We start from the raw sequence: 15,613 nt of genomic DNA, 5'->3' as shown, positions 1-15,613 counted from the left end.
GAAATAACACGGGAGTCATTATGACCTGGGAATACGGGCTAATTGGTTTAGTGGTAGGTATTATTGTCGGCGCAGTAGCCATGCGTTTTGGCAACAAGAAGCTGCGCGAGCAGCGCAGCATGCAGTACGAGCTGGAAAAATCGAAAGCGGAGCTGGCTGATTATCGCGAAGAGCTGACCAACCACTTCGCGCAGAGCGCGGAGCTGCTGGATAACATGGCACGTGATTATCGTCAGCTTTATCAGCACATGGCAAAAGGATCCAATGACCTGCTGCCAAATCTGCCTGGACAGAAAAATCCGTTTGCCTACCAGTTGACTGAAGCTGAAGCGGACAACGATCAGGTCCCGGTGCAGATGCCGCGCGACTATTCTGAAGGCGCATCGGGTTTACTGCGTGGCGAGCGCCCTGCCCGCGACTAATCATTTTGGGGCGTAGCCTGTCTGCGCCCACTGATTTTGCGAACCCTGACCGCAAACGACTGTCACATTGATTAATTCCTCCCACCTTTTGCAGCGAGAGCGTTGTAGCAATGAAAAAACAAGCACGCCTGTTTAGCGCATTAGCCCTGAGTATTGGGATGAGTCTTGCCGCCGCGCCAGACGCGATGGCAACGCTGCCAGCACAAATTGCCGGCCAGCCGCTGCCGAGTCTGGCACCGATGCTGGAGAAAGTGTTACCCGCCGTGGTCAGTGTTCACGTTGAAGGCACTGATTCGGGTGCGCAGGCTCAGGATATTCCTGAACCGCTGAAACGCTTTTTCGGCCAGATGCCCGGCGGAAACAGTCAGCCACAGCCGTTTGAAGGCCTGGGTTCTGGCGTCATCATTGATGCCGCTAAAGGCTACGTGCTGACCAACAATCACGTGGTCAACGGTGCAGATAAAATCAACGTACAGCTTGGCGACGGCAGCGAATATGAAGCCAAACTGATCGGCCATGATGAGCAGACCGATATCGCGCTGATTCAGATTCAGGGCGCAAAAAACCTTACGCAGGTAAAAGTCGCGGACTCTGATCAGCTGAAAGTCGGTGATTTCGCGGTAGCGATCGGTAACCCGTTTGGTCTGGGACAGACTGCCACTTCCGGGATTATCTCTGCGCTGGGCCGCAGCGGACTGAACCTGGAGGGGCTGGAAAACTTTATTCAGACCGATGCTGCCATCAACCGCGGTAACTCAGGCGGCGCGCTGGTCAACCTTAACGGCGAGCTGATCGGTATTAATACCGCTATTCTCGCCTCAAGCGGCGGTAACATCGGCATCGGCTTTGCTATCCCTAGTGATATGGCGATGAACCTCGCGCAGCAGCTGATCAAATATGGTGAAGTGAAGCGCGGTCAGCTCGGCATCAAAGGTACCGAAATGACGGCCGACATGGCTAAAGCGTTCAATGTCGATGCACAGCGCGGTGCCTTTGTTTCTGAAGTCTTACCGCAATCTGCCGCGCAGAAAGCGGGCGTGAAGTCAGGCGATATCATTACTTCAATCAACGATAAGCCAATTACCAGCTTCGCAGAGCTGCGCGTAAAAGTGGGCACCACGCCACCAGGCGAGCAGGTTAAGCTTGGCCTGCTGCGTGAAGGTAAGCCATTAACGGTTACCGTTACGCTGGAGCAGAGTTCGCAGACTACTGCCAGCGCACAGCTGATGTCACCTGCACTTCAGGGCGCAACCCTGAGTGATGGACAGACGAAGACAGGTGATAAAGGCGTGAAAGTCGATACCCTCGAAAAAGGCACACCGGCTGAACAGGTTGGCCTGCAGAAAGATGATGTGATTATCGGCGTTAACCGCAGCCGTGTTCAGAACATTGCTGAACTGCGTAAAATCCTGGAAGGGAAACCGCCGGTACTGGCACTGAATGTGGTACGCGGCGATGAAACTATCTATCTGTTGCTGAGATAAACCTCGCATTACGGCGGACACAAGCGCGTGTGTGTCCGCCGCTCTCATGCTATTCTCCCCTGCGATCTCCCCTGGCGTGATTTAACACCATGTTTCTTAAACTTTTGCGTGCCGTGGTGCTGGGCCTGATTGTGGCGGGTATTTTGCTCGCAGCACTGCCTGCACTGCGTATGGGCAGCGACGCCCTCTATAACCACGAAAACATTACCGACGAAACGCCCTTTAGCTTCAATCAAGGGGTGCGCCGCGCCGTGCCTGCCGTTGTGAATGTTTACAATCGTAGCGCCCACGGCAACAACAATCGTGGCATCACGACCCTGGGTTCCGGGGTGATCATGAATGTAAAAGGCTACATCCTCACTAACAAACATGTGATCAACAATGCTGATCAAATTATCGTGGCGCTGCAGGATGGCCGCTTCTTTGAAGCGACACTGGTGGGTTCCGATGGAATGACCGATCTGGCGGTTCTCAAGATTACGGCCTCTGGCCTGCCCGTGATTCCGATTAATCCAAACCGGCAGCCGCATATTGGTGATGTGGTGATGGCGATCGGCAACCCCTATAACCTCGGTCAGACGGTGACACAGGGTATTATCAGCGCCACGGGCCGCATAGGCCTGAGTTCATCAGGCCGACAGAATTTTCTGCAGACCGATGCCTCAATCAACCAGGGTAACTCCGGCGGCGCGCTGATTAACTCGCTCGGCGAGTTGATGGGCATTAACACCCTGACTTTTGATAAAAGTAATGATGGTGAAACGCCGGAAGGGATTGGTTTCGCCATTCCAACCGTCTTAGCGTCAAAAATCATGGATAAGCTGATTCGTGATGGTCGGGTGATCCGCGGCTATATTGGCATTACCGGGCGTGAGTTGCCGCCGCTGCACGGACAGGGCAGCAATCTGGATCGGGTTCAGGGCATCATTGTCAGCGTGGTCACGCCAGATGGACCTGCGGATAAAGCCGGGATTCAGGCCAACGATGTTCTGCTCAGCGTAAACGGCAAGCCGGCCATCTCCGCGCAGGAGACGATGGATCAGGTGGCAGAAATTCGTCCGGGTTCAGTCATTGATGTGCAGGTGCTGCGAAACGATCAGAAACTCACGCTGCCGGTGACCATTCAGGAGTTTCCGGACAATAGTAACTAACTAAAACCCGAGCCAGGTCAGGGATGGCCCAGCTGATCGCAAAGAAGGCCGCCATCCATGGCTGTCGGCCTCGCCATCATGGCTCGGACGCTTTGCTCTTCATCCGGGCCAACCCTTTCCACGCTTCCGTCATCGTTTGTTAATAACCAATTAGCAACGATCAACCGGAAACGCGATCACCTCACTCAATGACTCCGCTTTCAATGCCAGCATGATCAGGCGATCAATACCCAGCGCGACCCCGGAACAGGCTGGCATACCATGCGCCAGCGCATCCAGCAGATAAGTATCAATAGGATGTACAGGCAGATTACGCGCCGCACGGCGACGGTTATCCTGCTCAAAGCGCTGACGCTGCTCGCGGCTGTCGGTCAGTTCACGGAAACCGTTCGCCAGCTCAATGCCCTTGTAATAGACCTCGAAGCGTTCTGCCACGCGGTGATCTTCCGTACTGATCTCTGCCAGTGCAGCCTGGCTGGCCGGGAAATGGTAAACAAAGCAGGGTTTATCCTGACCAATCTTCGGTTCTACGCCCAGCATAAATAGCAGCATCAGTAAGGTATCGCGATCCTCTTCTGCCCGCGCCAGCTCGCCTTCACCCAGCTTCTCAGCCGCTTCACGCAACTGCGCTTTATCCGCAGATAGCGGGTCAAGCTCGAGATGGCGGATAAATGCCTGCTGATAGGAGAGCGACTCCGCGCTATCACACTCAAGCACCTGCTGCATCAGATCGTCGACTTCGTTCATCAGACGGTACATGTCGTAATGCGGCCGGTACCACTCCAGCATGGTGAATTCCGGGTTATGATGGCGTCCCGCTTCTTCATTGCGGAAGCTACGCGCCATCTGGTAGATCGGTCCACTGCCGGCCGCCAGCAGACGTTTCATATGATATTCCGGGCTGGTCATCAGCCAGAGATCGCGCCCCTGCGAAGCGCCAGGTCCGACAAAACGCGTCTGAAATGGCACCAGATGGATATCGGTAATGGTCGCCTGACTCATCGCCGGCGTATCCACTTCCAGCACGCCGCGATCGGCAAAGAAACGACGCACTTCTGCTAAAATAGCGGCGCGTTTTAACAAATTGGCGATGGATGCGCTTGGTTGCCAGCTTGCCGTTTCGCTCATGGTGATGACTCCTGATACAAATTAGGTGGGGAAGTCTACCTGCAATGCCTGCGGCAAACAATCTCGTGCCCATGCTGCCAAAAACAGCGTTTCGGCTTCTATACTTAAGCGGTTAAATCAAAAAGGAATCCCACTATGTCTCCATGGAAAACAGTTGCTGCCAGCCTGAGTGCTTTTCTCTCAGTAGCCTGTAGCACCACCCCGCCAAAGAACGTCACGGTCATTGATCACTTTGACAGCCAGCGCTATCTCGGTCAGTGGTATGAGATTGCCCGCCTTAATCATCCTTTTGAGCGCGGCCTTGAACAGGTGACGGCAAACTACAGCCCGCGTGAAGATGGCGGTCTGAAAGTGATCAATCGTGGCTATAACGTCAAAAAGCAGCGCTGGCAGGAGAGCGTCGGTAAAGCCTATTTCACCGGTGAACCACAGCGAGCCTCCCTGAAAGTCTCTTTCTTTGGCCCCTTCTACGGCGGTTATAACGTTATCACCCTGGACCCCGATTATCGTTACGCCATGGTGTGTGGCCCGAATCGCCACTATCTCTGGATATTGTCACGGACACCTCAGCTGGAGCCGGGCGTAAAAGAGAAACTGATTGAGCAGGCGCGTCGGGATGGTTTTCCGGTTGAAGAGTTAATCTGGGTAAAACAGAAATAGTGCAGAATCTGACAAGCCGGTACGAAAAGCATTTCGTACCGGTTGGAATAACAGGTTACTTCGTGCTGTTCTGAATCGCCTGGCCACCCGCTTCAACATCTTCGCCCACGCCACGCGTTGTATTACACGCCGTCAGCAGAGAAGAGAGCACCAGTACAGAGAAGATTGCGGCAATACTTTTCTTTAACATAACAATGTCCTTTTTGATGGATGTAAAGTACAGCGCTTTAAGCATAGCCGGATTTCAGGCACTTGCTGCTGGCGGGACCCTAAAAAGGACAACCCGTTACGGTCATTTTGCCGCACGCGAAATAGCACCACCTAAGTGGGAGACATCTTCGCCAAAACCGTGGAATGTGTTGCAGGCGCTTAGCGCAGAAGAGACCAGCAACGCGAACGCGATTAATTTTGCCAGCTTGATCATTTTTTCTCTCAGACAAGAAAAAGGCGCACCCGGAGATGCGCCTGCGAATCTTATTTCACGCGTGACACGTATTCGCCAGAGCGGGTGTCAACTTTGACCACTTCGCCCTCCTGCACGAACAATGGCACTTTTACCACGGCGCCGGTAGACAGCTTGGCTGGCTTACCGCCAGTACCCGCAGTATCACCTTTCAGACCTGGATCGGTTTCGATAACTTCAGCTTCAATAAAGTTCGGCGGCTGAACGGCGATTGGGCGACCGTTCCACAGCGTAACGATACATTCAGCGTTATCCTGCAGCCATTTCGCTGCATCGTTTACCGTCTTCTCTTCGACCTGGAACTGCTCAAAACTTTCCGGGTGCATGAAGTGATAGAACTCACCGTCGTTGTACAGGTAGTTCAGGTTGGTATCTACTACGTCTGCGCCTTCGGCGGAGTCGGTAGATTTAAAAGTTTTCTCAACGCGAGAACCCGTCAGCAGGCGACGCATTTTGACGCGTGCGAATGCCTGACCTTTACCCGGTTTAACAAACTCACTGGATTCGATGGCATACGGCTCGCCTTCGAACATGATTTTAAGACCGGGACGGAAATCGTTGCTAGAATAAGTCGCCATGAAGGCCCTCTACGAAAATTGACACTGGTACTAAGCCAAAAAAATGGCACACATTGTAACCCTAAAAACACCTTCCAGAGAAGATTGGTTGCAGCAACTTGCGAATGTTGTCACTGAACCTGATGAATTACTGCGGATTTTAGCCCTGGATCAGCACACCGAGCTGGCAGAAGGTGCGGATGCGCGGCGTCTTTTCGCCTTGCGTGTCCCGCATGCGTTCATCCGCCGGATGAAAAAAGGCGATGCGAACGACCCACTGCTGCTTCAGGTTCTGACCCGCCGCCAGGAATTCACTGATGCGCCAGGTTATAGCACCGATCCGCTCGATGAACAAAGTAACGTTGTGCCTGGATTGCTGCATAAATACCGAAACCGGGCATTATTACTGGTAAAAGGCGGCTGCGCGGTCAACTGTCGCTACTGCTTCCGTCGTCATTTCCCCTATCAGGATAATCCCGGCAACAAGCGTAGCTGGCAGGCGGCACTGGACTATATCGCCGATCATCCTGAGCTGGATGAGATCATTTTCTCCGGCGGCGATCCGCTGATGGCGAAAGATCATGAGCTCGCCTGGCTGATCGCCGCGCTGGAAAAGATCCCGCACCTGAAACGCCTGCGCATCCACAGCCGTTTGCCGGTGGTGATACCCGCACGCATTACCGATCAATTCTGTCAGATGCTCAGTGAAACCCGCCTGCAGGTGCTGATGGTCACGCACATCAACCATGCGCAGGAGATTGATGATGAGCTGCGCGAGGCGATGATCAGCCTGAAGCGTGCCGGTGTGACTCTGCTTAATCAGAGCGTTTTATTGCACGGTATCAATGACAATGCGCAGACGCTGGCGACGCTTAGCAACGCCCTGTTCGATGCAGGGATTCTGCCCTATTATCTGCACGTGCTGGATAAGGTACAGGGTGCCGCGCATTTCTTTGTCTCAGATGACGAAGCACGCCAGCTGGTTCGGTCCCTGCTGTCACAGGTCTCAGGCTATCTGGTGCCGAAGCTGGCACGGGAAATTGGCGGCGAGCCGAGCAAAACGCCGTTAGATTTACAGTTACGTCAGGAATAAAAACGGCCAGCGAAAGGCTGGCCGGTTGAATACGGTAAAGTGCCCGATTCACATTATGGGCACTTATAAACCTGGCCGGTCATTTTGCTGTCGAGTGGCGCGAACGCGGATAACAGGTTCTGCGTCGGGCTGGTGGCACCATAAATCACGTTGCCGCCCATCTCTGCTGCGCGATTGCGCAGGTCATTAGCTGCACCACGCAGTGCACTGGTTTCGCCGCCTGCACCGCTCAGCCAGTTGCTCTGTGAGCCGGTGATATTGCCCAGAAGCTGACAGTTATTGCCAGGCTGCTGATCGGTAAACGTCACGCGCTGTCCTGCTGAAGAGAGTTGCGTAGAGCTGCTGCAGCCCGCCAGCAATAACGCGCCAGCCGTCAGTCCGAGCAAGAGGTTAATCCGCATTGTAATCCCCATTTATTATCATCAGAGTCGGGTGGCAGCGTAGCAGAAAAAGATCTCTTTTTTCTGAACATTCATTGCCTTAATCCCGTTATATCACCTCAATATTTCATACTGTATTCAGGCTGGCAGATTGGCGCGTCCCCATAAACTTACAGCAGCAAGTCAATCCGGCGGGGCGACAACAGTCAGCGAGCAGACAGCGGGAGATATCAAGAGGAAAGACGAACGATTGCGCCACTACTTATACTATTTTCCCACCCAAAAGAAAAACCCCCGACCGTTTCCGATCGGGGGTTCTGTGATGACTTAAGCAGTCAACGGCAATTACATCATGCCGCCCATACCGCCCATGCCACCCATACCGCCAGCGCCGCCGCCTAAATCAGGTGCGTCGCCTTTAGGCATGTCAGTAACCATACATTCGGTGGTGATCATCAGACCTGCAACAGAGGCCGCGTACTGCAGAGCAGAACGGGTCACTTTGGTTGGGTCCAGGATACCGAAGTCGATCATGTTGCCGTACTCTTCAGTCTGCGCGTTGTAACCGTAGTTACCATCGCCCGCTTTCACGTTATTAGCGACAACAGATGGCTCTTCACCGGCGTTAGACACGATCTGACGCAGTGGAGATTCCATCGCGCGCAGCGCAACTTTGATACCGACGTTCTGATCTTCGTTCTGACCACGCAGATCAACCAGCTGTGCTGCAACGCGAACCAGCGCCACGCCACCACCGGCAACCACACCTTCTTCTACAGCAGCACGGGTTGCGTGCAGCGCATCTTCAACGCGGGCTTTCTTCTCTTTCATTTCAACTTCAGTTGCTGCGCCTACTTTCAGAACGGCTACGCCGCCTGCCAGTTTCGCGACGCGCTCCTGCAGTTTTTCTTTGTCGTAGTCAGACGTTGCTTCTTCGATCTGCTGACGAATCTGGGTTACACGGCCCTGGATTGTCGCTTCTTCACCCACACCGTCGATGATGGTGGTGGTGTCTTTGTTGATCACAACGCGTTTAGCCTGGCCCAGATCTTCCAGAGCCGCTTTTTCCAGTTCCATACCGATCTCTTCAGAGATAACGGTACCACCGGTCAGGATAGCGATATCCTGCAGCATCGCTTTACGACGGTCGCCGAAGCCTGGTGCTTTCACAGCAGCCACTTTCACGATGCCACGCATGGTGTTCACTACCAGTGTTGCCAGCGCTTCGCCTTCAACGTCTTCCGCGATGATCAGCAGTGGTTTGCCTGCTTTCGCAACGGCTTCCAGCACTGGCAGCATTTCACGGATGTTAGAAATTTTCTTGTCAGCCAGCAGGATGAACGGAGATTCCAGTTCAATTGCGCCGGTTTCTGGCTTGTTGATGAAGTAAGGGGACAGGTAGCCGCGATCAAACTGCATACCTTCAACCACATCCAGCTCGTCCTGCAGGCCGGTGCCTTCTTCAACGGTGATCACGCCTTCTTTACCTACTTTCTCCATCGCCTGAGCAATCAGCTGGCCCACGGTTTCATCGGAGTTAGCAGAGATAGTACCAACCTGCGCAATCGCTTTAGAGTCAGAGCAAGGTACAGACAGCGCTTTCAGTTTCTCAACCGCAGCGATCACTGCCTGATCGATACCGCGCTTCAGGTCCATTGGGTTCATACCCGCTGCGACCGCTTTCAGGCCTTCGGTGATGATAGACTGTGCCAGTACGGTTGCAGTGGTGGTACCGTCGCCCGCAGCGTCGTTCGCTTTAGAGGCCACTTCTTTCACCATCTGCGCGCCCATGTTCTCGAACTTGTCTTCCAGCTCGATTTCACGTGCCACAGAAACACCATCTTTAGTGATGGTCGGTGCACCAAAAGATTTATCCAGAACTACGTTACGGCCTTTCGGGCCCAGGGTAACTTTTACTGCATCTGCCAGTACGTTCACGCCACGCAGCATTTTTACGCGTGCGTCATTACCGAATTTTACGTCTTTAGCTGCCATCTTTAAATATCCCTTAAATTCGTTTCGTTCAGTGAATTACGCGTAAAAATTACGCTTCAACAACGGCCAGAATGTCGCTCTCAGAGATGATCAACACCTCTTCGTTGTCGATTTTCTCGGTTTTAGCGCCGTAACCTTCACTGAAGATCACGACATCACCAACCTTCACGTCCAGCGGCTTAACGTCGCCACTCTCAAGGATGCGGCCATTGCCAACAGCCAGAACTTCACCACGGGTGGATTTACCGGCTGCAGAACCGGTCAGCACGATGCCGCCAGCTGATTTAGCTTCAACTTCTTTACGCTTGACGATAACGCGATCGTGCAATGGACGAATTTTCATGTGATAGCTCTCCTTTGAGAAGTCCAATCATTCAGTTTTGGGGTTGATCACCGGTCTGCATGGCTTCCGGCCTCGTGACCAGAGAGATAGGGCCGCCACCACCCGCTTTCAAGGGGGCAGACAACAAATTTTTTTACCCTGATGTGATAACTGGTGGCTTTTTAAACAGATGACGGGACAAATAAAAAACGCAACCCGAAGATTGCGCTTTTAAAGGCTATTGATGCGGTTAACGATCCTGGCGATCGTCATGGTTCTCAAGGCGATCGCTGTCTTTACGCTCGAACTCGCCATCCATGGTATAGCCGCTGTCAGGGCCAGCGCCGGGTCCGCGCCAGACGCGCAGATGAGGCATCAGCTTCAGCGTCAGATGCTTCTGTACCGGTGGTAGCAGCAGCAGCAAGCCCAGCAGGTCAGTGAAGAAACCAGGCAACAGCAGCAGGAAGCCCGCGATGATCAGTGACACGCTTTTGATCATCTCAGTGGCCGGGCTTTCGTTACGTGCCAGCTTCTCCTGCATCAGCATAAAGTTTTTCATGCCCTGATTTTTGACCAGCGACACCCCGATGCACGACGTGAAGACCACCAGCAGCATGGTAAGCAGCACGCCCATGACGTGTGCCACCTGAATGAAGAGTGAAATCTCAATCCAGGCCAGAATAAAAAAGACTAATAACGGTATCCAGCGCACCGTACTCTCCTGTAAGTAGGGGCTGAACGGCAGCGTGCCGGTCAGCAGAAAGCGTTCATCCTGAGGATGATAAGAAAAGAGATGGGCACCCGCGCCGCCATTTTCAACCGATCCTGTCAAATTTATCCGGCGGGGTTAATTTTGTAACCAACTTCACATATCGTTAACCATACTGCAGCATTAAGTGATCTGCATGCGTGCTTTTCTTAAGCATCAGAATATGATCGCACACGCCCCTATGAAGACGGATAATATGTCGGCACGGGTACACCACGACAAAATAAACACATCCTTTGTGATGGTTAGCGGCAACAACAAGAAGGTTATCATGGCGAACAACATTCGTATCGAAGAAGACCTGTTAGGTATGCGCGAAGTTCCGGCGGATGCCTATTATGGCGTTCATACTCTGCGTGCGATTGAGAATTTTTATATCAGCAACAGCAAAATCAGCGACATACCTGAATTTGTCCGCGGAATGGTGATGGTAAAAAAAGCGGCGGCGATGGCCAACAAAGAGCTGCAGACCATCCCGCGCAACATTGCCGATACCATCATCAAGGCCTGTGACGAAGTGCTGAACAACGGCCGCTGTATGGACCAGTTCCCCGTAGATGTCTATCAGGGCGGTGCCGGAACCTCCGTGAACATGAACACCAATGAAGTGCTGGCGAACATCGGCCTGGAGTTGATGGGCCATCAGAAAGGGGAATATCAGTACCTGAACCCCAATGATCATGTAAACAAATGCCAGTCTACCAATGACGCCTACCCAACCGGCTTTCGCATCGCGGTTTACAGCTCGCTGTTGAAACTGCTTGATGGCATCAGCCAGCTGGCCGAAGGTTTCCAGCACAAAGCCGATGAATTCCAGACCATCCTGAAAATGGGCCGTACCCAGTTGCAGGATGCTGTGCCAATGACACTCGGTCAGGAGTTTCACGCCTTCAGCGTGCTTCTGAACGAAGAGACCAAAAGTATTCTGCGCACCGCTGAACTGCTGCTGGAAGTGAACCTGGGCGCGACCGCCATCGGCACCCGACTCAATACGCCGGAAGGCTATCAGCATCTGGCGGTACAGCGTCTGGCGGAAGTCAGCAACCTGCCGGTGGTGCCCGCGGAAGACCTGATTGAAGCCACTTCTGACTGTGGCGCCTATGTGATGGTCCATTCATCGCTGAAACGTCTGGCCGTGAAGCTCTCCAAAATCTGTAACGACCTGCGCCTGCTCTCTTCCGGCCCACGCGCCGGACTGAACGAAATCAACCTGCCAGAGCTGCAGGCGGGCTCCTCTATCATGCCGGCCAAGGTTAACCCGGTGGTGCCGGAAGTCGTCAACCAGGTCTGCTTCAAAGTCATTGGCAACGACATCACCGTCACCATGGCCTCTGAGGCAGGTCAGTTACAGCTCAACGTGATGGAGCCGGTGATTGGCCAGGCACTGTTTGAATCGATCAGCATCCTGACTAACGCCTGCTACAACCTGCTGGAGAAGTGCGTCAACGGTATTACCGCCAACCGTGCGGTGTGCGAAGCCTACGTCTTCAACTCGATTGGTATCGTGACTTACCTCAACCCTTACATCGGCCACCATAACGGCGACATCGTCGGCAAAATCTGTGCGGAAACCGGTAAAAGCGTGCGTGAAGTCGTGCTGGAGCGTGGCCTGCTAACGGAAAGTGAGCTGGACGATATCTTCTCGGTACAGAATCTGATGTACCCGGTCTATAAAGCCAAACGTTATACCGATGAAAACGAACAGTAAGGCTTAACCGACGCTGGTTAACCAAAGGCACACCGCGATCAACACGGTGTGCCTTTTTTTTTGTTAAACAACACACCCAGGTTTACCCGGTTTAATTTTCAGGAGTGATTCATGTTTGTGGTTGAGCTGCTTATCGTTTTGATGGCGATCTGGTTGGGCGCACGTCTTGGCGGAATTGGTATCGGGTTCGCCGGCGGGATGGGCGTGCTGGTGCTGACGCTGGGATTTGGCCTGGCACCCGGCGCTATCCCGTTCGATGTGATTGAAATCATCATGGCGGTAATCGCCGCGATAGCCGCCATGCAGGTGGCGGGCGGCATGGATTATCTGGTCAGCCTGGCAGAAAAACTGCTGCGCCGTCATCCGCGCCATGTCACGCTACTGGCCCCCCTGGTCACCTACCTGATGACGCTGCTGGCCGGAACCGGACACACTGCGTTCTCCACGCTGCCGGTGATTGCAGAAGTGGCGAAAGAGCAAGGCGTCCGCCCTTCCCGCCCGCTGTCGATTGCAGTGGTGGCTTCTCAGATCGCCATTACCGCTTCTCCGATTTCAGCCGCGGTAGTCTTCTTCGCCACCCTGCTTGAACCGCGCGGCATCAGCTATATCACGCTGCTGGCGATTGCCATTCCCTCAACCATGGTGGGTCTTTTTCTGGCGGCACTGGTGACGAACTTTCTGGGCAAAGAGCTGAAGGATGATGAGGTCTATCAGGCGCGCCTCGCCAAAGGTGAAGTCACGCTGCGCGGCGCCAGCGTCTTCCAGGCAAAACCGGGCGCGAAAAAATCAGTGATGCTATTTCTGACAGGTATCGTGGCCGTAGTGCTCTATGCCACCGCGACCAGCGCCAGCGTTGGCCTGATCGCCAATCCGCCGCTGCCACGCAATGAAGCGATTGTGGTGTTTATGCTCACCATCGCCACACTGATCAGCCTGACCTGCAAGCTCGACACCAGCGACATCCTCAGCGCCAGCACCTTTAAATCCGGCATGAGCGCCTGTATCTGCGTAATGGGCGTCGCCTGGCTGGGCGATACCTTTGTGAAGGCGCATCTGGCGGAGATCCAGATGCTGGCAGGTGATGCGCTGAAAACGTATCCGTGGATGCTGGCGCTGGTACTCTTCTTCGCCTCAATGCTGCTCTACTCGCAGGCCGCGACCACCAAAGCGCTGATGCCTGCCGCGCTGCTGCTGGGCGTGACGCCGCTGACGGCTATCGCTTCTTTCGCGGCGGTTTCGGCGCTGTTTGTGTTGCCGACCTACCCCACCCTGCTGGCCGCCGTTGAGATGGATGACACTGGCTCAACCCGTATTGGCAAGTTTGTCTTTAACCACGCCTTTATTATTCCCGGGGTAATCGCGATTGCACTGTCGGTGCTCTCTGGCTTCGTGTTTGGCGGATTGCTGTTGTAGCGCCGTCATCGTGTTACTGATGGAGCGTGCTATCATCGGCGCTCTTTGAAACAGGAGTCACAGGATGAATGCGGTCGTTATCCTCTGCACTGCGCCCGATCAGGCCACGGCAGAGCACCTTGCTGGCTTAGCGCTGGAAGCCAGACTGGCGGCCTGTGTCACACTGCTGCCTGGCGCCACCTCCTGGTATCTCTGGCAGGGAAAAATGGAGCAGAGCAGCGAAGTCCAGATGCTGCTGAAGTGCGACAGCGATCATCAGCAGGCGCTGTGTAATCTGCTCAAAGACGCTCACCCTTACGACGTACCCGAACTGCTGGCGCTGCCGGTTCAATATGGAGACAGTGAATACTTGTCATGGCTGCACGCATCTCTCGCTTAATTACGCTTCTGCTGACGCTGTTTGTCTGCCTGCAGGCGCACGCCTCACTCTTTTCAAACCCGGCGACCAGCCGCTTTGTGCCCGTCGATCAGGCGTTTACGTTTGACTTTGACCAGCAGGGCGCGCAGCTCAACCTGCACTGGAAAGTGAAATCAGGTTACTACCTCTATCGTCAGCAGATCCACATTACGCCGCAAAACGCGGCTATCGCGCCGCTGACGCTGCCCGCCGGACAGCCGCATGAGGATGAATTCTTTGGGAAAAGTGAGATCTATCCGCAGGACCTGATGCTACCGGTAACCCTGAAACAGGCAGCCAGGGGTGCCACACTTAGCGTGACTTATCAGGGCTGTGCCGCTGCCGGATTCTGTTATCCGCCGGAAACACGCAGCGTGCCAGTGAGTGCAGTAGCAGCCAGCAGCGCACCCGCGCCGGTCAGTGCTCAGCCCGCGCCCGCCAGTCCGCTGCCATTTTCCCCGCTCTGGGCACTGCTGATCGGCATCGGCGTGGCATTTACGCCCTGCGTGCTGCCGATGTATCCGCTTATCTCCGGCATTATCCTTGGCGGACAGCGGCATTATTCCCTCGGGCGACTGTTCGCACTGGCGATGGTCTATGTCCAGGGGATGGCGCTGACCTACACGCTATTAGGGATGGTGGTCGCGGCAGCGGGATTACGCTTCCAGGCCGCGTTGCAGCACCCATACGTGCTGTTCACGCTCTCCCTGCTGTTTATCGTGCTGGCCCTGTCGATGTTCGGCCTGTTTACGCTGCAACTGCCCTCGAGCCTGCAAACCCGTCTGACCCTGTGGAGCAATCGCCAGCAGGGGGGATCGCTGCCCGGCGTTTTCCTGATGGGCGCACTGGCGGGATTGATCTGCTCACCCTGTACTACCGCTCCACTCAGCGCCATTCTGCTTTACATCGCACAAAGCGGAAATCTGTGGGCCGGTGCCGGGACGCTGTGGCTCTATGCGGTCGGCATGGGCTTACCGCTGATCGCTGTGACCCTGTTTGGTAACCGGCTGCTGCCAAAAAGCGGCCCGTGGATGCAAACCGTCAAAGAGGGCTTTGGTTTTGTCATCCTGGCGCTGCCGGTGTTCCTGCTGGAGCGGGTGGTGGGCGACGCGTGGGGATTACGGCTCTGGAGCCTGCTCGGCGTGGCGTTCTTCGGCTGGGCGTTCAGCGTCAGTCTGCGCGCCAGCAGCGGTAAGTGGCGCGTAGTGCAGGTTATTATGCTGGCCGCAGCGCTGATCAGCGCGCGTCCATTACAGGACTGGGCATTTGGCGGCCCGTCCACGCAGCATGCTGTGGCCCCGCTGCCGTTCCAGTCCCTCCAGACGCCGCAACAACTCGATAGCGCGCTGCAGCAGGCCCGGGGCCGCATCACGATGGTCGATCTCTACGCGGACTGGTGCGTCGCCTGCAAAGAGTTTGAAAAATATACCTTTAGTGATAGCGCCGTGCGCGATAGCCTGAGCAGGGTTCAGTTGCTACAGGCTAACGTCACCGCCAACAGCGCCAGCGACAACGCGCTGTTGCAGCATCTTCAGGTGCTGGGCTTACCAACCATTTTGTTCTTTGATGCGCAGGGCCGTGAAATCCCCGGATCGCGCATCACCGGGTTTCTCAATGCCGCCGATTTCCGGGCGCATTTGCAGAAACTTACCCCATAAACAACACTGGACA

Annotated in this window: 17 protein-coding genes; 9 read left to right on the top strand and 8 right to left on the bottom strand. The window is 54.6% G+C overall.

From position 1 onward, the window contains the following. The first annotated feature begins 20 nt into the window (after positions 1-20). The 3 genes from zapG to degS all read left to right on the top strand — a co-directional run bounded on the left by zapG (position 21) and on the right by degS (position 3,057). A complete protein-coding gene (zapG, locus tag HZZ01_RS11045) occupies positions 21-422 on the top strand; it encodes a Z-ring associated protein ZapG (RefSeq protein WP_003848291.1) in 402 nt (133 codons plus the stop codon). 110 nt (positions 423-532) lie between these two features. Continuing rightward, the gene (degQ, locus tag HZZ01_RS11040; protein ID WP_179897336.1) at positions 533-1,906 is read left to right on the top strand and encodes a serine endoprotease DegQ; all 1,374 of its coding nucleotides are present in this window, start codon (positions 533-535) and stop codon (positions 1,904-1,906) included. Positions 1,907-1,995: 89 nt separating this feature from the next. After that, positions 1,996-3,057 carry an outer membrane-stress sensor serine endopeptidase DegS gene (gene degS, locus HZZ01_RS11035; protein ID WP_179897334.1) on the top strand — a complete coding sequence of 354 codons (1,062 nt, stop codon included), beginning with the start codon at positions 1,996-1,998 and terminating at the stop codon, positions 3,055-3,057. Between the two features lie 150 nt (positions 3,058-3,207). On the opposite strand, the gene epmA is transcribed toward degS, so the two are convergent. Next, positions 3,208-4,185, bottom strand: coding sequence for an elongation factor P--(R)-beta-lysine ligase (epmA, locus tag HZZ01_RS11030; protein ID WP_179897332.1), 978 nt, complete (start codon positions 4,183-4,185; stop codon positions 3,208-3,210). A gap of 135 nt (positions 4,186-4,320) precedes the next feature. Here epmA and HZZ01_RS11025 point away from each other — a divergent pair, with 135 nt between their 5' ends. Then, positions 4,321-4,845: a lipocalin family protein gene (locus HZZ01_RS11025; RefSeq protein WP_179897330.1), complete on the top strand. Its 525-nt coding sequence runs from the start codon at positions 4,321-4,323 to the stop codon at positions 4,843-4,845. Between the two features lie 55 nt (positions 4,846-4,900). On the opposite strand, the gene HZZ01_RS11020 is transcribed toward HZZ01_RS11025, so the two are convergent. The 3 genes from HZZ01_RS11020 to efp all read right to left on the bottom strand — a co-directional run bounded on the left by HZZ01_RS11020 (position 4,901) and on the right by efp (position 5,886). Continuing rightward, entirely contained in the window at positions 4,901-5,035 is a 135-nt protein-coding gene (locus tag HZZ01_RS11020) for an entericidin A/B family lipoprotein (protein ID WP_003848302.1), read from the bottom strand. Between the two features lie 102 nt (positions 5,036-5,137). Further along, a complete protein-coding gene (locus HZZ01_RS11015; protein WP_003848306.1) occupies positions 5,138-5,269 on the bottom strand; it encodes an entericidin A/B family lipoprotein in 132 nt (43 codons plus the stop codon). Between the two features lie 50 nt (positions 5,270-5,319). After that, positions 5,320-5,886, bottom strand: a complete 567-nt coding sequence (gene efp, locus HZZ01_RS11010; RefSeq protein ID WP_008925396.1) for an elongation factor P — start codon at positions 5,884-5,886, stop codon at positions 5,320-5,322. A gap of 43 nt (positions 5,887-5,929) precedes the next feature. Between efp and epmB the strand changes: the two genes are divergently transcribed. After that, a complete protein-coding gene (epmB, locus tag HZZ01_RS11005; RefSeq protein WP_179897329.1) occupies positions 5,930-6,958 on the top strand; it encodes an EF-P beta-lysylation protein EpmB in 1,029 nt (342 codons plus the stop codon). 53 nt (positions 6,959-7,011) lie between these two features. On the opposite strand, the gene HZZ01_RS11000 is transcribed toward epmB, so the two are convergent. From HZZ01_RS11000 to HZZ01_RS10985, 4 genes are all read right to left on the bottom strand, one after another. Further along, positions 7,012-7,359: a DUF4156 domain-containing protein gene (locus HZZ01_RS11000; RefSeq protein ID WP_008925394.1), complete on the bottom strand. Its 348-nt coding sequence runs from the start codon at positions 7,357-7,359 to the stop codon at positions 7,012-7,014. A 324-nt stretch (positions 7,360-7,683) separates the two neighbouring features. After that, a complete protein-coding gene (gene groL / locus HZZ01_RS10995) occupies positions 7,684-9,333 on the bottom strand; it encodes a chaperonin GroEL (protein ID WP_090963845.1) in 1,650 nt (549 codons plus the stop codon). Positions 9,334-9,382: 49 nt separating this feature from the next. Further along, positions 9,383-9,676, bottom strand: a complete 294-nt coding sequence (locus tag HZZ01_RS10990; protein WP_179897327.1) for a co-chaperone GroES — start codon at positions 9,674-9,676, stop codon at positions 9,383-9,385. 229 nt (positions 9,677-9,905) lie between these two features. Next, entirely contained in the window at positions 9,906-10,367 is a 462-nt protein-coding gene (locus tag HZZ01_RS10985) for an FxsA family protein (RefSeq protein ID WP_179897832.1), read from the bottom strand. Between the two features lie 328 nt (positions 10,368-10,695). Here HZZ01_RS10985 and aspA point away from each other — a divergent pair, with 328 nt between their 5' ends. The 4 genes from aspA (at position 10,696) to HZZ01_RS10965 (ending at position 15,600) form a co-directional block, all read left to right on the top strand. Next, the gene (aspA, locus tag HZZ01_RS10980) at positions 10,696-12,132 is read left to right on the top strand and encodes an aspartate ammonia-lyase (protein WP_033731988.1); all 1,437 of its coding nucleotides are present in this window, start codon (positions 10,696-10,698) and stop codon (positions 12,130-12,132) included. A gap of 111 nt (positions 12,133-12,243) precedes the next feature. After that, complete coding sequence (locus HZZ01_RS10975) at positions 12,244-13,545, top strand: anaerobic C4-dicarboxylate transporter (RefSeq protein WP_179897325.1); 1,302 nt, start codon at positions 12,244-12,246, stop codon at positions 13,543-13,545. 64 nt (positions 13,546-13,609) lie between these two features. Next, positions 13,610-13,924, top strand: a complete 315-nt coding sequence (gene cutA, locus HZZ01_RS10970; RefSeq protein ID WP_179897323.1) for a divalent cation tolerance protein CutA — start codon at positions 13,610-13,612, stop codon at positions 13,922-13,924. Next, positions 13,900-15,600, top strand: a complete 1,701-nt coding sequence (locus HZZ01_RS10965) for a protein-disulfide reductase DsbD (RefSeq protein ID WP_179897321.1) — start codon at positions 13,900-13,902, stop codon at positions 15,598-15,600. The genes cutA and HZZ01_RS10965 overlap by 25 nt, the downstream gene beginning before the upstream one ends. Positions 15,601-15,613: the final 13 nt, after the last annotated feature.

It is taken from the genome of Pantoea sp. WMus005 (genome assembly GCF_013415305.1).
Classification (GTDB): Bacteria; Pseudomonadota; Gammaproteobacteria; order Enterobacterales; family Enterobacteriaceae; genus Pantoea; species Pantoea rara.
This window is presented reverse-complemented; position numbering and strand designations above follow the sequence as displayed.